At 46.7% G+C, this 20824-nt stretch carries 15 protein-coding genes; 11 read left to right on the top strand and 4 right to left on the bottom strand.

Features of this window, described 5'->3' with window-relative positions; genetic code table 11:
* Window positions 1-177: 177 nt before the first annotated feature.
* The 3 genes from VFC92_03805 to VFC92_03795 form a co-directional block, all read right to left on the bottom strand.
* A complete protein-coding gene (locus tag VFC92_03805; protein ID HZK07305.1) occupies window positions 178-1164 on the bottom strand; it encodes a substrate-binding domain-containing protein in 987 nt (328 codons plus the stop codon).
* A 144-nt stretch (window positions 1165-1308) separates the two neighbouring features.
* Window positions 1309-2604, bottom strand: a complete 1296-nt coding sequence (locus VFC92_03800; GenBank protein HZK07304.1) for a gliding motility-associated C-terminal domain-containing protein — start codon at window positions 2602-2604, stop codon at window positions 1309-1311.
* A 62-nt stretch (window positions 2605-2666) separates the two neighbouring features.
* Entirely contained in the window at window positions 2667-3044 is a 378-nt protein-coding gene (locus tag VFC92_03795; GenBank protein ID HZK07303.1) for a CoA-binding protein, read from the bottom strand.
* 248 nt (window positions 3045-3292) lie between these two features.
* Here VFC92_03795 and clpB point away from each other — a divergent pair, with 248 nt between their 5' ends.
* A complete protein-coding gene (clpB, locus tag VFC92_03790) occupies window positions 3293-5884 on the top strand; it encodes an ATP-dependent chaperone ClpB (protein HZK07302.1) in 2592 nt (863 codons plus the stop codon).
* Between the two features lie 108 nt (window positions 5885-5992).
* Here the strand turns inward: clpB and VFC92_03785 are convergent, their stop codons facing one another.
* Window positions 5993-7291, bottom strand: coding sequence for a T9SS type A sorting domain-containing protein (locus VFC92_03785; protein ID HZK07301.1), 1299 nt, complete (start codon window positions 7289-7291; stop codon window positions 5993-5995).
* Window positions 7292-7588: 297 nt separating this feature from the next.
* Here VFC92_03785 and VFC92_03780 point away from each other — a divergent pair, with 297 nt between their 5' ends.
* From VFC92_03780 to VFC92_03735, 10 genes are all read left to right on the top strand, one after another.
* A complete protein-coding gene (locus VFC92_03780; GenBank protein HZK07300.1) occupies window positions 7589-8677 on the top strand; it encodes an efflux RND transporter periplasmic adaptor subunit in 1089 nt (362 codons plus the stop codon).
* Between the two features lie 11 nt (window positions 8678-8688).
* The gene (locus VFC92_03775) at window positions 8689-11832 is read left to right on the top strand and encodes an efflux RND transporter permease subunit (protein HZK07299.1); all 3144 of its coding nucleotides are present in this window, start codon (window positions 8689-8691) and stop codon (window positions 11830-11832) included.
* Window positions 11833-11867: 35 nt separating this feature from the next.
* Window positions 11868-13289, top strand: coding sequence for a TolC family protein (locus VFC92_03770; protein ID HZK07298.1), 1422 nt, complete (start codon window positions 11868-11870; stop codon window positions 13287-13289).
* A gap of 59 nt (window positions 13290-13348) precedes the next feature.
* Window positions 13349-14161: a LytTR family DNA-binding domain-containing protein gene (locus VFC92_03765; protein ID HZK07297.1), complete on the top strand. Its 813-nt coding sequence runs from the start codon at window positions 13349-13351 to the stop codon at window positions 14159-14161.
* A 13-nt stretch (window positions 14162-14174) separates the two neighbouring features.
* A complete protein-coding gene (locus VFC92_03760; GenBank protein HZK07296.1) occupies window positions 14175-15221 on the top strand; it encodes a histidine kinase in 1047 nt (348 codons plus the stop codon).
* Window positions 15222-15274: 53 nt separating this feature from the next.
* Complete coding sequence (locus tag VFC92_03755) at window positions 15275-15652, top strand: co-chaperone GroES family protein (protein HZK07295.1); 378 nt, start codon at window positions 15275-15277, stop codon at window positions 15650-15652.
* A 150-nt stretch (window positions 15653-15802) separates the two neighbouring features.
* The gene (locus VFC92_03750) at window positions 15803-16966 is read left to right on the top strand and encodes an ABC transporter substrate-binding protein (protein ID HZK07294.1); all 1164 of its coding nucleotides are present in this window, start codon (window positions 15803-15805) and stop codon (window positions 16964-16966) included.
* The gene (locus tag VFC92_03745) at window positions 16963-18030 is read left to right on the top strand and encodes an iron ABC transporter permease (protein HZK07293.1); all 1068 of its coding nucleotides are present in this window, start codon (window positions 16963-16965) and stop codon (window positions 18028-18030) included. Before VFC92_03750 ends, VFC92_03745 begins: the two co-directional genes overlap by 4 nt.
* Window positions 18027-19061: an ABC transporter ATP-binding protein gene (locus VFC92_03740; GenBank protein ID HZK07292.1), complete on the top strand. Its 1035-nt coding sequence runs from the start codon at window positions 18027-18029 to the stop codon at window positions 19059-19061. Before VFC92_03745 ends, VFC92_03740 begins: the two co-directional genes overlap by 4 nt.
* A 10-nt stretch (window positions 19062-19071) precedes the next feature.
* Window positions 19072-20715 carry an amidohydrolase gene (locus tag VFC92_03735; GenBank protein ID HZK07291.1) on the top strand — a complete coding sequence of 548 codons (1644 nt, stop codon included), beginning with the start codon at window positions 19072-19074 and terminating at the stop codon, window positions 20713-20715.
* Window positions 20716-20824 lie beyond the last annotated feature (109 nt).

Genomic DNA, 20824 nt, shown 5'->3' with positions numbered 1-20824 from the left:
TGGCAAAGAAAGTAATTTTTGTGGCAGTGATGTTGGATGAAAGACATTAAAGAATATACACTGGCAAAGAAGATGGCATCCAAAAGGTTTGGATGAGGCTCTGCCTGGTCTGTTTTATTTTTACAGGCTCTGCCTGTTTTTAAACTTGAAAGTATTCAGAATATTTAGGTGGGTTGATCATGCAGGCGGCAGCACATATTTCTTTAAAACTTCCGGAATTAGCTCATAACCCGATGCCGGCGAAGGAACTACGGAGGGCTGACCGGCCTCTTCCATGAGGCGCATGCCTTTGGCAGCATCCAGGAAAAAGTCGAGAAAATCAATAGCGAGTTCCCGACTGGGTGCATTTTCGGGGATGGTCAAGCCATAAATCATAGGCTCGCCATGTTGGGTGATTTTTGTTCCCGGCTCCGAGCCGATAATATCAACGCTCGCAGTTTTATACCAGTCAGCCAGCGTGGGTTTTTTAAGATTTATCGAATCGGGCAGCAGCAAATAACCAAGATTGTGCTGCACCGCCACCGAGCGATAAATAAAAATATAATCTACCGTGTGGGTTTCGAGTAATGCAATCAGATCGGTTTCTTTGGGCCGTATGTAACGCTGGTCTTTGTTGAGGAGGTTTTGCCGTAAGCCTGGCACATCAAGCGCGCGTTCAGCCAAATCCAATACAAGCACAGTTCGATAACCGCACGGGTCGGAGTCGGGATCGGAGCGTCCATAGCGCACCTTGTCGTTGGCCAGCACTCGTGGCCAGTTGGTGGCGCTGATGGTGTCGGCAGCATCGCTGGCGTAAACTATTGCCATTTCGTTGGCAGCGAAGCGAATGTTCCAGCTGCTGTAATCAGGAATCATCAGCTTGTCGATGATTGCATAATCGGCTGAAAGCAGGATGTCGCAGTCGCGGTGTAAATCCGTTATCTTACGAATGCTCGCCACACTTCCGGCAGCTTCTGTGAGAAACTTCACATCCGGATGTTCCTGCTGGTAAGCTTCGGTAATTTGTTTAACAGGAACGCTAAGGCTCCCGGCATGAAAAATCACGATTTGCTGCCGGTTTGCTCCATTTTGACAACCAGACAAAAACATGAAAATTACGACTAAAAGAAATAATTGATGAATTTTCTTTTGTTGCCAAAGGCGAGCTGCTTTTTTACTAATCATAAGAAAGGGTTTAGTGCAAGTTCCAAATTCCAATATCCAAATTCCAAATAACAATTCTAAAAATCACAAACTCCGGGCGGTTTGAATCATTGGAATTTGAATATTGAGATTTATTTGACTTTTGACTTTTGGAATTTCAATCCTCTATCTCAGCACGGTGATGGTTCCGTTGAAGGTTTCGGTACGGAAATATCCTTTGGCTTCGAGCACATAAAAGTACACACCCTCAGTCAGATTGGGTGCATCCCAGTCGCTCTGGTAGTTGGAGGATGAATAAACTTTCTTACCCAACCGATTGAAAATTTTCAAATCAGTAGAAATGTAATGTTCTAAATTTTCGATTACAAAAAACTGATTGAAAGGATCGCCATTGGGTGTGATTACTTCCGGGATATCCAGCTTTGTTTCCAGAATGTTGACGGTCATCGACACCGAGTCGATGCATTCGTTTTGCGTGGTGTATTTCAGCCAGATATCGTAATCGCGCACCTGATTGAAAACCTTGCGGGGATTTTCCTCTTTGGTGTAGGTGCTGTCGCCGAAGTTCCAGCTCCAGTCGATAACCTGAATACTGTCGATGGATTTATTGTCAAAAGAAAAGTTCACCACCGGATTTTCGATATAGATTTCATCGTCGGGATCGCGCACAATTTCCACTTCAGGCATATCATACACTTCCACTTTGATGGCTGTATCGCGCATGCAGAGATATTGGTCGGTAACTTCGATGGTGTATTCAGATTCGCAAAGGCTGAAAGCGATAGAGTCACGCTGAACTGGTCTGGCGTTAGGCCAAAGATAGCTGTAGGGAGGCAGTCCGCCCGCCACAATTACCTGCAACTGCCCTTTGCAGGTGCCTGGGCATCCTTTATTGATCTGATTCACTTCGACAAAGCGCATGCGCGGATAGAGCCAGATTTGCACGCTGTCGGTGCAAACGATGGTGTTGGCGCTGTCGCTGATTTGTACGTAAATGGTGGTGGTGTCGTTTTCGGGAATCACGTCCACGCAAGCGAGTGTGCTGAAAGGGATAAAAAGCTCCGGGTCATTCGATGTCCATTTATACATGAGCGTGTCGGGAACCACACAGAGCGTTACCGGCTCAGTGTAACAGGTGAGAATGGTATCCACCATGTCGATGTAGGCATTTTGCATGATCACGAAAGTGGAATCTTCCACCACCGTCATGTCAGGGCGGGTGCAGAGCACGCTGAATTTTCCGGATTGCCTGGCAATGATCGTTTGCGTTTGTTCGTCGGTGTTCCACAGATAACTGATAAACCCTCCGCCGGCATCGAGTAGCACGCTATCAGCCATGCATGCGCGGGTTGTATCGGCAAGCTGTGGCTCCTGCGCCACGGCAATATTGGAAACATGCAGCAGCATCAATAGAATGATTCCGATGATCAAAAAAGTTCTGTTTATGCCTTGTGATGCCATGCTTCTTGTGCTACTTTAAGTCGCGAAAATAAGGTTTATTCTGCAACTGCAAATTCGCCATGCTAATACAAACCTAAGGAAAGCATCACCAGCGTGCAGCTTTCCTCCACCTCGATGCCTTGCTGGAGGGCCAGCTCCTTAAAGGTTTCATTTTCTGCACCTGGATTGAAAATGATGCGCTTCGGCGAAATAGTTTTCAGGATGTAATCGTAGTACTGTGGCTGATTGGCCATTCCCACATACATCGTTACAGTGTCGATGTGCGCAACATCCGGAAAGCCGGTGAGAATCTCCGTTTCGCCGATCATTCCAGCTCGCAGTCCGAGGGCTACCACGGGGTGCCCGGCAGCATTAAGTTTGTTGACGGCTATATTCGAATAGCGTTCGGGACGCATACTGGCGCCAATTACCAGCGTCTTTTTTTTGTTTGCTATGCTCATAGGTGCAAAATTTTTAATCAAGAGAATGATTTCCTGCCCAAAATATTGTAAACGACTGCAAAAATTTCAGGTTCGATGTTTTTTTAATGATCTTCATTTTGAGCTATTTCTATTTTAATAATTAATAAAATAGACAAAAAGACATTTGAAATCAATAGGTTAGCTGACATCTTTGCATCAAAATCCCGATTTTGCCTGGTGGCCGGATGTTTGATTGTTACTTTTCTCAACAAAAAAATTAACAACCTATGAACCTTAATAATTTCACTTTAAAAGCTCAGGAGGTCGTACAGAAAGCACAGGAGATTGCGCAGGCATCGCAGCATCCGCAAATCGAGACTGCGCATCTGCTCAAAGGCCTTCTGTTGATTGACGAAAATGTGATTCCATTTCTGCTAAAGAAAATGGATGTAGATATGAATGCATTGACTGCCGACCTCGACCGGCTGTTGCTGACGTATGCGCGGCAAACCGGCGGGCAGGTCTATCTTTCGGCCGATGCCAATACCGCTTTGCAAAAGGCGCTGTCGTACCTCAAAGATTTCGGTGATGAGTTTGTAAGCATCGAACATGTATTGCTGGGTATCCTTTCGGTAAATGATAAAACCGCTGATCTGCTCAATCAGTATGGTGTAAATCGCAAGAATCTGCCGGAAGCTATCAAAACTTTGCGCAAAGGGCAAACTGTGCAAACACAAAATGCCGAAGACACCTACAACGCATTGAATCGTTACGCACTAAATCTGAACGAGTTGGCTGCCAGCGGCAAGCTCGATCCTGTGATTGGTCGTGATGAGGAGATACGGCGTATCCTACAGATTCTTTCGCGACGCACCAAAAACAACCCGATTATCATTGGTGAACCGGGTGTGGGAAAAACGGCTATTGCCGAAGGCATCGCTCACCGGATCATCAATGGCGACGTCCCTGAAAATCTGAAATCAAAACAGATTTTTTCGCTCGACATGGGCGCTTTGATTGCCGGTGCCAAGTACAAAGGCGAATTTGAAGAGCGGCTCAAGAGCGTCATCAAAGAGGTGTCGGATTCCGCTGGCGAAATCATGCTCTTTATCGACGAGATACATACTTTAGTGGGTGCCGGCGGTGGCGAAGGTGCCATGGATGCCGCCAACATTCTGAAGCCGGCACTCGCACGTGGCGAGCTGCGCGCCATCGGGGCTACCACGCTTAAAGAGTATCAGAAATATTTTGAAAAAGACAAAGCCCTCGAACGCCGTTTCCAGATCGTTATGGTGAATGAACCCGACACGCTCGACGCCATCTCTATCTTGCGCGGACTCAAAGAACGCTACGAAACGCACCACCACGTGCGGATTAAAGACGATGCCATCATTGCTGCTGTGGAGCTATCGCAAAGGTATATTACCGATCGCTTTCTTCCCGACAAGGCCATCGACCTCATTGATGAGGCTGCCGCCAAATTGCGTCTCGAGATCAACTCGCTGCCCGAAGAACTCGATGAGATCGAGCGCCGCATCCGTCATCTGGAGATTGAGCGCGAAGCCATCAAACGCGAAAAAGATAAGGAAAAGCTCAATCAGTTGCAGGAAGACATTGCCAACCTCAGCGAGCAGCGCAACGCTTTACGCGCCAGGTGGCAGAGCGAGAAAGAGGTGGTGGAAGCCATTCAAAGCCGCAAGAAAGACATCGAAGAGTTGCGCCAGCAAGCCGACCGCGCCGAGCGGGAAGGCGACTTCGGCAAAGTGGCCGAGATTCGTTACGGCAAGATTAAAGCGAACGAAGATGAACTCGAAAAACTGAAAGCCCGCCTTAGCAGCGTGCAAGGTGACAGTCCCATGATAAAAGAGGAGGTTGACAGCGAGGATATCGCCGATATCGTCTCGCGGTGGACAGGCATTCCGGTGAGCCGGATGTTGCAAAGTGAACGCGAAAAACTGCTGCATCTCGAAAGTAAGCTGCACCAGCGCGTGGTGGGGCAGGAGGAAGGCATCACTGCCGTTGCCGACGCCATACGCCGCAGCCGCGCCGGGTTGCAGGATAGCCGCCGTCCGATAGGCTCTTTCATATTTTTGGGAACCACCGGCGTCGGGAAAACCGAGTTGGCAAAAGCATTGGCCGAGTTTCTGTTTAATGATGAGAATTCTATGATCCGCATCGATATGTCGGAGTATCAGGAGCGCCACACCGTTTCGCGACTCATCGGCGCCCCTCCAGGATATGTGGGCTACGAAGAGAGCGGCCAGCTTACCGAAGCCGTGCGTCGCAAACCTTATTCGGTGATTCTGCTCGATGAAATCGAAAAAGCACATCCCGACGTTTTCAACATCCTGCTGCAAGTGCTCGACGATGGCAGGCTTACCGATAACAAAGGAAGGCTGGTAGATTTTAAAAATACCATCATCATTATGACCTCCAACATTGGCTCGCATCTAATACAGGAAATGCTTGGCGTAGAAAATGACAGCGACGACGAACAGAAGTTTGAAGCCGCCCGCCGGGAGGTTTTTGAGTTGTTAAAGCGCACCATCCGCCCGGAGTTTCTCAACCGCATAGATGAGATCATCATGTTCCGCCCGCTCTCGGAAAAACAAATACGCGAGATTGTCGATTTGCAAATTCACATGTTGCAGAAACAGCTCGACAAAAACGGAATTCATCTGGAACTAACGCCTGCCGCTTTGGATTGGATAGGCCATGCTGGTTTCGATCCGCAATATGGCGCTCGTCCGGTAAAGCGTGTCATCCAGCGCAACCTGATGAACGAGCTTTCCAAAATGATCCTGGCCGGCCGCGTTACCCGCGACGACACCATTAGGATAGATGCAAAGCAAGGAGAGCTGACTTTTGAAAACGCATAAAAGTCTGCTGATAAATAGAAAATAAAAAGAGCGAACCGGCTTTGGTTCGCTCTTTTTTTTTGTGCTGCTTGTAATAGCATTGTAATCCAGAGATTTTTGTCCGGGTTTTTATAGGATCACTAATTTTGACTTTGTCTGCTTTCCCGACACATCTTCAAGGCTGATAAAATAGATGCCCGGGCGCCACGTCGAAGCATCAATTTGTAATGACTGCCGGTCGTGATCAATCGCTTTGGAGAATATCACACTTCCGCGGCTGTCGAAAACTTTGATTGTAGCTTCTATCCCTGTGCCCGGTCGACCAACCCAAAAACTTTCCTTTGCCGGGTTGGGCGTAACTACCAATTCTGCCAGATTACCCGCCGGCTGCTCGTCGATGCCTACCCAGCCGCCGTTGGTGGTTTTGAACAATTGATTGTAGTAAGAATAAAATCCGGTATTTGCGCTAAGCATTTGCAGATGCAGGGAGCGGTCGATATAAAATGGATCAAAAGGAATTTTTAGTTGTGCTGTCCAGCTTTGCCAGGCATCGGCGGTAAAGGCGAGATTCAATGTGTCGATCATCGTTCCAAATCCCGACGTTATCACTACACCATAGGCCTCCTGTCGCGAAAGTAAATCGACGGTGACAAGTGATATCGGTTGGGTTTCCCAGGTCAAGCCTTCGTCCATCGAATAAAACACCTCATCCCATGTATGGGCGTAAAGGCAAGTGCCATCCAAGCTTAAGCCTATTTTTTGGAACATTTTATTGTCGCTGAGCTGCAACACCTGCGCCCATGTGCTACCCTGGTCATCGCTTCGCAGCAATGTGCCTGTATATTGTGGAAAAGGCGGATTGTTGTCGGATATCTCAAAGCTTGCCAACACTACCTCGTCGTTGAGGCAGAAGATGTGATCGAAGTAGCCTTCCAGTTCGGTGAAATAAACCTGCTCTGCGGATTGATCCGGGCCAATCCCTCCTAATTTGTAGATAGCCTGGCCTGTGATTGAACTTTCTATATCAAAAGCCGCACAAAACCCCAGATTACTGTTGAAATAATCTACTGCCTGCGGAAAAAAGATATTGGGGCTTACCTCATTCCACGATGCGCCACTATTGGTACTTACCATAAAACTTGAATTACCCCAATTGTTTGCCAATGCAAGATAATTGTTGTTGCCAAAGACAAAAAAGTCAGCCATGGATGCCGTTTGATTTGGGTAAATAATTTGCTCCCAGCTTTGCCCTCCGTCCTGGGTCATCTTGATGAACCCATCATTGGCTAATAACACCCCTGTTTGTTCGTCGAAAAACTTGATGTTATTTAGTAAAAAAACGTCTGTTGTTGAATAAATTTCCTGCCATTGTGCTGATAGCACAACCGGAAAAATCATTACAATAATAAAGTAGATTGATTTTTTCATGGCACTAATATTTTTGAGTTTTATTAAAAAAATGACCACTTTTTAAATTTCGATCCCATGCACCAAATTTACAAAAATAATCCTCACCCGTTAATTGATTCCGGCAATTGATCTATTTTCTTTACCACTGAATTTTCATTTGGGCGTGATGCGCTTTTTCCAGGAGTAGTTTCCTGCATTTCACTCCTCAATTTGAGCATTTCGGTATTTTAGATGCTTGATTCCCCGGCTGTTTTGTTGGATCAATCTATTTTTGTAGATTAATGATTTTAAAAAGAGTTACAAAAAATGAGCAAAATGAATTATACAACTTCAAAGCTGCAAAGCTTCTTTCATGTGATTGGTATCGCACTGATTCTGGCAGTGTTAACATCCTGTGGGGAGCACAAAAACGCCAATTCGTGCGATTACGTCAAGTATGTAAAAACGGCCTGGGTGCATCAGGACTCGCTGCCTGAGCAAAAACAGTTTCCGGCGACTGTAAAAGAAAATCAAAAAATTAACCTTGCTTTTCGTGTGGCCGGCCCCATCCGCAAAATTCTTGTTAAGGAAGGGGATTATGTGAAAAAAGGGCAGTTGATTGCTGAAATGGATTCCCGCGATTATGAAGTGCAAAAAGCCGCTGCACAAGCACAGACAGAACAATTGCGCTCGGAGTATGCACGTGTGGAGCAATTGCACCAGCGAAACAGTGTTTCCGACAACGACTACGAAAAAATGAAGGCGGGCAAAGAGATGGCCGAAGCGAACTTAAAAAACGCCAACGACCAGTTGAACGACACCAGGCTGTACGCACCATTTACGGGTTATGTTTCCGAGGTGATGTTCGACGACGGCGCAATGGTAAATCACGGAACACCCATTGCTACGCTGGTCGACGTGAGCAAGCTCCGGGTAGAACTGAATGTGCCGCCCTCCATGTTTTTGAAAAGAGACGCCATTACTAAAATTGAATGTTTGCAGGAAGATATCCCCGGAAAAACCTTTGCATTCACCATGGATAATTACAGCATCAATGCCAACAACAACGGCTTGTATACGATTTACCTGCATCACGAGCCTGAGGCCAATTCGCTGTTATCGCCCGGAATGAATGTATCGGTAAATGTATATTATGCTGTGCCCTATACTTCCCAGGTGAGCCTTCCGGCGAGTGCAGTGTTCGAGAAAGACAACCAAAACTATGTTTGGCTTGTAGAAAACAACACAATTCACAGCAGGAAAATAGTGCTGAGCAAGCAGATCAGGGATGGACATCTGCAGGTGTCCGAAGGTCTTAAAGCGGGCGATCAGGTGGTGATTGGCGGCCTCAACCTTCTGTCGGAAAACGACACGGTGGAGGTGGTGGCTCCCGCGAGCAAATCAAATGTTGGTAATCTGTTGTAAAAAAACTCATCATGTATATATCCGAATACGTTTTTAAGAAAAAGAATATTTTTTATTTTCTTTTGGTAGCCATCGTCTTAGGTGGAATTTATTCATATCAAAGACTTGGCAAGCTCGAAGATCCTGAGATTGCGGTGATGATGGCGAATGTGGTAACGGTGTATCCGGGTGCCACGGCGCACCAGGTGGAAATGGAGGTTACCAATGTTTTGGAAAATGAGATTTCGGCGTTGGCCGACATCAACAAAATAAATTCACGCTCCGAGGCCAATGTATCTATAATACAGGTGGAGCTTAAGATGAACGTGCCGCAAGATGAAATTCCACAGCGCTGGGAGTTCCTGCGCCGAAAACTGGAGCTGGCCATGCTTAGGTTGCCCGAGGGCGTGCAAAAACCCATAGTGATGGACGATATGGGCGATGTGTACGGGATGTTTTATGCCATGGTGGCCGACGAGGGTTTTTCTTATCAGGAAATGAGTGATTATGCGGCTTTCATCCGCAAAAACATGCTCGAAGTAAAAGGTGTGCGTAAGGTTACCGTGTATGGCGAACAGTTGCCCGAAATACACATCACCCTCTCACCCGACAAGATGAGTGAGATGGGGGTTATGCCGTTACAGATATTTTCGGCATTAAGCGATTATACCAAAGTGGTGTATGCCGGCAATTTGGAGTCGGGAACAGAGCAATTGCGTGTTAAAGTCGATGGACAAGCCACTACCGTTGAGGATATCCGCAACATCCTGATTACTGCCATTGGCGGCTCTTCATTTAATCTGGGCGATATTGCCAATGTGGAAATGGCTTACAATGAGCCTTTGCGAAATACTTTTTATTATAATAACCAAAAAGCATTGGCCATCGGTCTTTCGATGGAGAGTGGCGATAACATCCTGAAAGTTGGCAAAAGGGTAGAGGAGAAGCTGGCAGAATTGTGCGGGCAAATCCCTACGGGTATTACTTTCGAGAAGGTGTTTTTTCAGCCCGAAAAGGTTAATGAAGCCATCACAGGTTTTATGTGGAACCTCGTTGTTTCTGTTATAATCGTAATTGTGGTACTAATGTTTACCATGGGTTTCCGCGGTGGAGTTATTATAGGCAGTGGTTTGGTGCTAACGATTCTGGCTACCTTTCCGTTGTTGCTTGCTGCCGATGGAACCCTTCAGCGTATTTCGCTGGGAGCTTTTATTGTGGCCATGGGGATGCTTGTGGATAATGCCATTGTGGTTTTAGATGGTATCTTAAAAGAAAGAGATAAAGGCCTCCATGGAAAAACGGCTTATACCAAATCTGCCAAGCAAACGGCCATACCGCTTCTGGGCGCTACCACCATTGCCATAGTTGCATTCTTTCCCGTTTATCTTTCGCCCGACACAGCGGGAACGTATATTCGTGATCTCTTCATTGTTTTGGCTATTTCCCTGGCAGTAAGCTGGGTGCTGGCATTGACCCAGGTTCCTTTGTTTTCTGCCATTTTTTTAAAAAATAAACGCAATAAAAAGGGACAGAAAAGTGTGGATACCTATGATAAACCCATTTACCGCCGTCTGACCCGCATTTTGGAATGGGGCATGCACCACCGGATATTTATTGTGCTCTCCACTTTTGTGCTTTTCTTTGTTGCTATGCTCATGATTACAAGAGTCGATCAGACTTTCTTTCCAGACTTTAAATACGACCAATGTTACGTCGAATACACACTGCCCAGAGGCAGTACGGCCGATCAGGTGAACCAAGATTTAAAAGAAATCACCGATTATGTTAATACTTTCAGTGAAGTGACAATGGTGGCGAGCAGCCATGGAATGACACCCATGCGCTATATGCTGGTGCGCCCTATGATGACTGAGAATGCGGATAATTATGGCGAACTCATCATTAACTTCACCGACTTCAAAACGATGATGAAAATGCGTCCGGTGTTGGCCGAATATATCCACACCAATTATCCCGAAGCAATGAGCCGCATTCGCAAATACAACATATCTGTACTGTCGTCGCACACGGTGGAAGCGCAGTTTACCGGACCTGACCCGGCAGTATTAAAACAGTTGAGCGACAAAGCACAGCACTACATGTTGCAAAATAAAAATGTAGACAAATACACCGTTTGCAGCGATTGGGAGCCCAAAGCAAAATCTCTCACGGCCATATACAATCCGCTGTCTGCCAACAAAGCCATGATCACGCGCAATGATATCAGCATTGCCATACTCGCCGCAACCGACGGTTTGCCGATCGCAAAAGTTTATCAGGGTGAAACGCCCTTGCAGCTGCGACTGATGGTGAGAGAAGCCAATGGAAAAAGAATCGAAAATCTGAACGATATACCGGTGTGGGGGACTTTACCCAATTTAAACGGGGTTATGAATAACACCACCATGCAGAAAATAGCCACTGGCGCACTTAGCCCCGATGATATGATCAACTCAGCAATCACTGCCGTTCCTTTAAGCACAGTTACCCGTGATGTTGCTATGGACTGGGAAGAGCCGGTGGTACGGCGTGTAAATGGGAAAAGAGTAATCCAGGCGCAATGCGAACCGATGGATGGTGTTGGGCCAGCGCAGGTTCAGGCAGAGCTTGATGAGGCTATGCAAAGCATAGAGGTGCCACCAGGCTATAGTTTTAAATGGGTGGGAGAATCGGAATTAAAAGTTGATGCGCTGAAGGGGATCGTCAGCTATCTGCCTCTGGCGGCGGGTATAATCGTGCTGGTGCTGTTGCTTTTGTTCAACGATTACCGCCGTCCGATTATCATTATCCTGTGCCTGCCACTGTCGTTTATTGGTATTATTCCGGGTTTGTTACTCACCGGCCAGCCCCTTTCATTTGTGGCCATTATCGGCGCCATTGGATTATCGGGTATGATCATCAAAAATGCCATTGTGCTGCTCGACGAAATTCAGTTGCTCATGAAGCAAAGCCCCACGGCCTACCGGGCTGTGGTAGATGCTACCATTTCGAGGGTGCGTCCGGTAATCATGGCTTCGCTTACCACCATCCTCGGCATGCTTCCGCTGCTCACCGACCCCATGTATCAGGCCATGGCTGTAACAATTATTTCAGGTCTGCTGGTAGGAACACTCATCACGCTGGTGTTTGTTCCCTTGCTCTATTCTGTTTTTTATCGTGTAAAAATCAACAGTTAGTGATGCAGACCAATTTTATTAAAAATGTAATGAATATGAAAAACACAACCTCAATACTGCTTGTCTTCCTGCTATTTTTATCCAATTTTTTGATAGCACAGCAAACGCTGGTGCTGAGCCGGGAAGAATGCAGGACAATGGCCATCGAAAATAGTGAAACACTGAAGATTGCCGACGAAACAATTTACAAAGCACAAGGTGAGAGAATGGCTGCAAAAGCGGCGCGTTTTCCTCACATTTCGCTCACTGGTACAGGCTTGTATTCAAAGCAGGAAATTCACGAAGAGCTTATACTGCCTACTTTGGTTTTAGACCCGTTGGCCGGCGGGCTGGTGCCCAATGTTGCTATCAATCCATTTACCGGCAAGCCTCTCATTGGCCCGGATGGCAATCCGGTTTTCAATCTCTATGGCTATCTTCCACTCGATATCACAATGTATGGAACTGCCCTGGCCAATTTAGCGGCAGAGCAACCCATCTATACCGGAGGCAAGATTGCTGCCGGCAACAGAATGGCAAGCATCGGCGAAAATATGGCAGGGAAGAACAGAATGCTGCAACAGGCCGAACTTATCTACGCCACCGACCAGGCCTATTATCAGTACCTTTCGGTGAAGGAAAAAGTAAAGCTGGCCGAAGATTACAAAAAGCTGCTGGAGGAACTTGCTACAGTGGTGGAAGGCAGCTACGACATAGGCATGGTCAGCCGCAACGAGCTGCTGAAAGTGCAGGTGAAATACAATGAAGCTGCACTGCAGGCACAGAAAGCCAAAACCGGGCTGGCTTTATCGCAAATGGCTTTGTGCCGCATCATAGGCGTAGATTTGAACACACAACTGCAAATTCACGACAGCATCACAAACGTGCGTTTCAATTCGGATTCCCTGATTGATGTGCGTGCCGGCAACCGCCTCGAATATCAGCTAATGCAAAGCCAGGTAGATATGGCTGAGCAAAACATAAAAATGGTTCGTGGCGAATACCTTCCTACGGTGGGCGTTTCGGTGGGCTACAATTATCTGGTGATGGGACTGAAAGACATGGACAATTACGATCAGCATGGCATTAATGCCCTGGCCAGCGTCAACATTCCCATTATTACCTTTGGCGAAAGAAAAGGTAAAATAAAATCGGCCAAAGCGGATTATAACACCAAACAGCTGGAGCTACAGCAAGCCACCAACTATTTGCAGCTCGAAATAGAACAGGCACGACTCAACTATGCCGATGCCTGGGCGCGCGTAGAAATGGCCCATACTGCGCTGGAGCAGGTCAACGAAAATATGCGCATTAGCGACGACAACTATCAGGTGGGTATGGAAACCATTGTAAATGTGCTCGAAGCAAAAGCTGAATGGCAAAATGCTTACAGCAATAAAATTGATGCGCTTACCAATTTTAAAATCCACGAAAGCAACTTTTTGCGGGTATCCAATCGGTTGGTGTGTGATGAGTGATGAGAAGTGTTTTTGAGCACATTCGCTCAAAAGTATAGTTTTGTTTTACTAAAAATATCATGAATAATAATTCCGAACCTGCCATCAGGGTTTTAATAGTAGAGGACGAAGCGCCTAACAGTCGCATGTTGCGTGAATTGATTGATGAATTGCGTCCGCATTGGAAGGTAGAAGCCATACTCGAAAGTGTGCTGGAGAGCGTGACCTGGTTAAAATCAAATTCAGCCCCCGACATCATCCTCATGGATATCCAGCTTTCCGATGGCATTTGTTTTTCTATTTTCGATCAGGTGGCACTGCCGCCGTCGTGCCGGATTATTTTTACCACTGCTTACGACGAATATGCCATCCGGGCATTTAAAGTGAACAGCATCGACTATCTGCTGAAACCCATCGAAAAAACCGAACTTGAGGCAGCCATTATAAAGTACGAAGAGCTTTTATCGGAATTTCAATCCGGGAGAAGTGAGGCTTTTCATGTTCAGGAGAAATACGACCAGCTTGTCAAAAATATCCTTTCCGGAAAAAAAGAATACCGCACACGATTTCTGGTTGCCGGAGTCAACACCTGGCAAACCATCGAAACCAAAACGATAGCCTACATCTACAGCGAAAATAAGCTCACCTTTGCCGTCGATTTTAATGGCGAAGAATACACTTTGGATTACACCCTGGAGCAGTTGGAATCAGAGTTGAACCCGGTGGAGTTTTACAGGGCAAATCGCAAAACCATTCTCCACATCGATGCTGTAGTAAAGATTTATAATGACCTGGGCGGAAAGTTAAAAGTAGCGACGAAGCCTGCGCCTGATTTTGAAATACCGGTAAGCCGCCTAAAGGCCACTGAGTTTAAAATTTGGATGGGGAAATAAGAAAACAACGAATATGTTTGATGAAAAACGACTTCAGTTTTTAATCGACCTGAGCTCATACAAGCCGCGGTATGTCTTCATCAGGCTATTGATCATCACTGTGGTTTCGATTATCCTGATTCACGTTTCCCAACTGCTGGCCGATGAGCCTCCGATTCACGACAAATTACAGACACTCGCCTATTTTATTGCTGCAATTGCATTCAACAGCATTATGGAGCTCAACCTTTTGCTAATGCGCATACTCAACCGAATCGAACGCTATAAATGGAACATTTACCTGCAGGCCATTAGCGTCATTGGGCTTTCGATGTTATTGATATTTGTTTGGTTTCAAATTGCACGAAAAGTTTTTGGTGATGAAAATATTTTGGATCATGGCATCACCCAAATTGTACTGATTACAGGCCTTTTGATTCTAATAATCCATTTACTCATCATCATTATAACCCATCTTGGAAAAGAGTGGATTAACAACCGCAAAGAAATCGACGAGCTGAAACAGGCCAAATTAATAAGCGATTACAACTCATTAAAAGACCGGCTCAATCCACATTTTATGTTCAACAACCTGAGTGTCTTAAAATCGATGATCCGCTTTAACCCGCACGAAGCCGAAACTTTCACACAAAATTTCACCAATGTTTACCGCTATGTGTTGAAGAGCCACGAAGAAAAAACCGTGAGCCTGCAGGAGGAGCTGCGATTTATCGAGTCGTACATTGCTCTGCACAAAGAGCGCATCGGTGAGGGTTTGCAAGTTGTAATAGATGTGGATGAAGCCCTACTACAACGGGCAATCCTGCCCATGAGCCTCCAGCTATTGGTCGAAAACGCCATCAAACACAACATCGCTAACAAGCAGAATCCGCTGAAAATTGAAATAGTTGCCGGCCAGCAAAGCCTTTTCGTAAAAAACAACCGCAACCACAAAGCCAGCACTTATTCAACAAATACCGGATTGCAAACCCTGCAAAGCCAATACAAACTCATCGCCGACGAGCAGATCAAAATAGAAGCCCCGCCCGAATACTATAAAGTTACCCTGCCTTTGTTGTAAACCGGAATCGTTACTTTTGCATTTTACTAAATGATAAAACTTCATTTTCTGAAATGGCAAAGAGTGTTGATATTAGCCGGCTCATCGTGGTTGGCGACCGGGTGTTGATAAAACCTAAATCGCAGACCAACAAGTCGCGCGGCGGCCTTTACCTCCCGGCGGGTTACACCGAGAAGGAGGAGGTACAAAGCGGCTACGTCATTCGCACCGGTCCGGGCTATCCCATTCCAACGCCTGCCGAGGATACCGACGAACCCTGGAAGCATACCGGCGAAAAAACCCGTTACATCCCGTTGCAGGCCAAAGAAGGCGACCTGGCTATTTTTATGCAAAAAGGCGCTGTAGAGATCGTGTACCATGGCGAAAAGTATTTCATCGTCCCACAACATTCCATCCTGCTGCTCGAACGCGACGAAGAGTTGTTCGATTGACCAAGGTCTTTAGTTTAAATAAAGACTTTGCAATTCGTTGTTAAATTTCAATTTTTAAATAACAAGATTCAAATAAATCTCAATATCGAAAAGTCAATGACCAAAACCGCTACAACATTTGAAATTTGTTTTTTGAGATTTATTTGTCATTTGTCATTTGTCATTTGGAACCTTATTAATAGCTTTCGCAAAATATCGCTGTCACTGCTTTTGCTGCTTTTGCTGGCAGGTTGTGGTGATGAACAATCCAAAGATTCTTTTACTGAATTTACTGCCGTCGGCGCGGCTACAATCAATCCGGTGATAGCCACAGGTTTTCGTATCACGAACGGGGAAAATGAGCAGTTGCTCGAAATATTTACTCCCGCCGACACGCTGCATCCTGTGGCGCGGTTTTATCTGGTGGATAGTGTCCATGCCGCCAATCGTTATGCTGACGGTGCAACGTTGGTGGTGCCGCTGCAGCGAATGGTTTGTCTTTCGGCTACCCATCTCTCGTTGCTCGACGCGCTGGATAAGATGGAAACGCTTGTAGGAGTGGCTGGTGCCGATTATGTGGTTTCTGAAAAGTTTAAAGAGCGATTGGCTAATGGGAAAATCAAAGAGATCGGTATTGCTGGTCGTTATCAGCTCGAAACGTTGATGGAGCTGTCGCCACAAATTGTAATGGTGTCGCCGCAGGCAGGGCAGGCTTATGAGCCGCTAACCAACGCCGGGCTAACGGTGGTTCCTAATGGCGACTTTCTGGAAAACCATCCGCTGGGACGTGCCGAATGGATTAAGATGATGGGCGCTCTTACCGGCACAGAAAAACGCTCCGTTTCTATTTTTGATTCAATAAGCCATTCTTATAATTTTTTGAAAAAACTTGCTGCCAATGCCCCAGATCGGCCCACAGTACTTGCCGGAAAACAATACGGTGGTTTCTGGAATCTCCCCGGTGGCAATAGTTATGTGGCGCAAATGCTGCTCGATGCCGGTGCGCACTACCTCTGGAGCGACGACAAAAATTCCGGCGGCCTGATGCTCGATTTCGAGGCGGTTTACAACAGAGGCCTCAGCGCTGACTATTGGCGCTTGCTTGTTTATTCTGATACCATTTACACCTACGATTTGCTTGAACGCGAAGATCAGCGTTACAAAAATTTTGTGGCCTTCAAAAAACAGCAGGTGCTGGTGTGCAATACCCGTGCGACGGCTTATTACCAACAAGGGCTTTTGCAGCCCCACATTCTGCTGGCCGACTACATCCACATCTTTCATCCTGAGCTGCTTCCCGATCACAAAAATGAATACTATCATCTGATGCCATGACGCCCGTTTCCGCTACATATCAGATTCATCCGCACAATACTACTTTCAAGCTGCTGTTGCTAAGCCTGCTCGTTCTCGTTTTTTTTGTGCTGAATATCGTCGTTGGATCGGTGATGATACCGCCGGGCGAAATTGTGCGAATATTAATGGGACATTCCGCCACGCATCCGGCCTGGGAGGGAATTGTTCTGAGTGCGCGGTTGCCACAGGCACTCACGGCTATGTTTGCCGGCGCTGCTTTGGGAATAGCCGGATTAATCATGCAAACACTTTTTCGCAATCCGCTGGCAGGCCCGTCGGTGCTTGGGATAAGTTCCGGTGCCAGTCTGGGCGTAGCTGTGATGATGCTCTTTATTACGATGCCCGCCGGCAAGTTTATCTCCATCAGCCACGTCACGGGAAACTTCGGCGTGGTGGTAGCTGCCTTTGCAGGGGCTTTTGGTGTGTTGCTGCTCATCATGGCTTTGGCCGCCCGCTTTCGCAGTCCGGCCACTATTCTCATCATCGGCATTATGATCGCCTATGCCGTTACGGCCATCGTGGGCATTTTGCAGTTTTATAGTCTAAAAGAAGATTTGCAGGCCTTTGTGATCTGGGGTCTGGGCAGCTTTGCCAACGTTTCGTGGCAGCAACTTACTTTCTTTATTCCTTTATTAATAATAGGAATTGTGTTGGCTTTGCTAATGATAAAATCGCTCAATGCCCTGCTGCTCGGCGAAAACTACGCTCGCAACCTGGGCGTCAATACCCGCCGTATTTCGCTGCTTGCAATTTTCACTTCCGGGCTGCTGATTGCTGTTGTTACGGCTTATTGCGGCCCGATAGCTTTTCTGGGGCTTGCAGTTCCACATTTCAGTCGTGCATTGTTGCGTTCCTCCGACCACCTGCTGGTGATGCCCGGTACACTGCTTTCGGGCATGGCGCTAGCCTTGTTTTGTAATCTCATCGCGCGTCTTCCGGGTTTTGACGGCGCGCTGCCCATAAATGCTATCACTTCACTCATCGGCGCACCAGTGGTGGTTTGGATCATTCTGCGCCGTAACTCAATTTCCGTTTCACAATGATGAACGCCAGTCTGCATACCAGCGATCTTTCCATTGGTTACAAATTGAGTGGTGGCGCGGTTAATTTGTTACATCAGCAAATCAATCTGCAGTTGCACGCCGGAGAAGTGACAGGCTTATTAGGACCCAATGGCTCCGGCAAAAGTACCCTCATCCGAACTTTGGCAGGATTTCAAAAACCTTTGGCAGGAAAAGTTTTTTTTGATAATGTCGATTTAAATATTCTCACCGCAGCACAATTAGCGCGACGCGTAAGTGTAGTCCTTACGGGGCAGGTGGACATTGCCAATACCAATGTATTTTCGATGGTGGCCTATGGACGAACGCCTTACACCGGTTTCCTCGGGCGTTTGCAAACGGAAGATCGTATGATCGTAGATCAGTCGCTGGAACAAGTTGGGATTAAAAATCTTGCACATCGAAAATTTGATGAGCTAAGCGATGGCGAAAAACAAAAAGTGATGATCGCCAAATCACTGGCACAGCAAACACCTTTGATATTTTTGGATGAACCCACTGCATTTCTGGATTTTCCGGCAAGGGTGGAGATATTAAAACTTCTTCGGCAGGCTGCACGAAACGCCGGCAAAGCAATTTTGCTTTCTACACACGACCTGAATCTGGCCATCCGCTTTGCCGACAATATCTGGATGATGGGAAAAGAAAAGCCTATCGCCATCGGTACTCCGGAAGACATGGTTTTGAAAAACGAATTTGGAAATTATTTTGATAATCCACAGGTAACTTTCGACAAGCTTTCTGGAACCTTTACCTTCGACACCGAAAAGATTGGTGAGGTAACTCTATCCGGGGCTGGGCTGCATCGCATCTGGCTCCAAAAGGCGCTTGAGCGCAAAGGCTACCGCCTGGTGCAGGAGCCAAAATCAGGCTGCTGTATCTCTATTTCTGAAAAGCAACAATTCGTTGTTAATTTTATTGATAAGGAATGGGTTGCTAAAGATATTTCAGCGGTTTTGGGAATTTTAAGTAAATTAGATTTGTCCTCTAAAAATAGAGCATCAACAACATAATTATTCGTTTATGAAAAACATCATTATTCCTGTATTAATCCTTTTGATAACTTTAATAAATGCTTGCAAACCAATGGACAAAGCCGATCTGATCATTACGGGTGCTGTCATTTATACCGTCGACAGCAACTTCACCACCGCCGAAGCCATGGCCATCGCCAATGGGAAAATTCTGGCTGTGGGAAGCCACGACGAAATCACCTCCAACTTCTCCGCTGATTTGGTCTACGACCTGGGTGGGAAAGCAGTTTACCCCGGACTTATCGATGCGCATTGCCACTTTCTTGGATATGGATTGGGGCGCTTGAAGCGTGCTGATCTCAAAGAAACCCGCTCGATGGAGGAAGTGGTGGAACGCGTGCAGCAGCATCATCAGAAAAACCCTTCGTTGTATTGGATCGAAGGTCGCGGCTGGGATCAGAATGATTGGGCCGACAAGCAATTTCCGGATCGTGCAAAGTTGGACGAACTTTTCCCGGACAATCCGGTGATGCTTACCCGTATCGATGGGCATGCCGCGCTGGTCAACAGCAAAGCAATGGTGTTGGCGGGAATCAGTGCGACAACAAAAATTGAAGGTGGCGACATAATTCTCCGTAACGGGCAGCCCACCGGTATCCTCATCGACAACGCTATGGAACTTGTTAAAAAAGTGATTCCTGAGGCCGCAACAGAAGAAATTATCAGGGCATTGCTGTTGGCGCAGGAAGATTGTTTTGCTGTGGGTCTTACAAGCGTGCACGATGCCGGACTGGAAATGCAGCAGGTACAAATCATCGATTCGTTGCAACATGCCGGAAAACTGAAAATGCGCATCAATGCGATGCTTTCGCTCACACAGGAAAATCTGGATACTTACGTGGATGGCGGGCCATACATAACCGATCGGCTGAGCGTACGCAGCATAAAACTTTATGCCGACGGAGCTTTGGGCTCACGCGGTGCGCTGCTCATCGACGAATACAGCGACGATCCGGGCAACCGTGGCATCATGCTCACCCGTCCCGATACCATCCGTAGCATTTGCCAGCAGGCAATCGACAATGGTTATCAAGTTTGCACCCATGCTATTGGTGACGCGGCCAACCGCATGATGCTGCACCTTTATGGCGATCCTCTGCAAGGACCCAACGACCTGCGATGGCGCATCGAGCACGCACAAATTATTGCGCCAGAAGATTTTGATCTTTTTGGAGAATACAGCATTGTTCCTTCGGTACAGCCAACCCACGCCACCTCCGACATGTATTGGGCTGCCGACAGGGTGGGGCAGGAGCGGGTAAAAGGCGCTTATGCCTATAAGCAATTACTCAATCAGTCGGGATGGATTCCGCTGGGAACGGACTTTCCAATTGAGCAAATCAACCCGATGCTGACATTTTTTGCAGCCACCGCACGACAGGATGTCGAAGGTTATCCCGAAGGAGGTTTTCAAACTGAAAATGCGCTTACGCGAGAAGAGACCTTGCGCGGCATGACAATATGGGCAGCACGCGCCGCTTTTGAAGAAAACAAAAAAGGCAGCCTCGAACCTGGAAAAGTAGCCGACTTTGTGGTGCTCGACGCCGACATCATGAATATTCCGCTACCAGAGGTGCCAAAAGTAAAAGTTATAAAAACCTTCGTTGGCGGACAGGAGGTTTACAGCAGGTAGAAATATTGGAAGGTTTAAATTTATATTTTCAGACCACGTACATTGTTAATGATTGACTTGAAATACAATTATCAAAAACATTCCAATTTTTATTTTCGTTATTCATTCT

Source organism: Bacteroidales bacterium, assembly GCA_035647615.1.
In the GTDB taxonomy this organism is placed as follows: Bacteria; Bacteroidota; Bacteroidia; order Bacteroidales; family 4484-276; genus SABY01.
The sequence above is the reverse complement of the archived record's forward strand: the minus strand, read 5'-3'. Positions and strand labels throughout refer to the sequence as shown.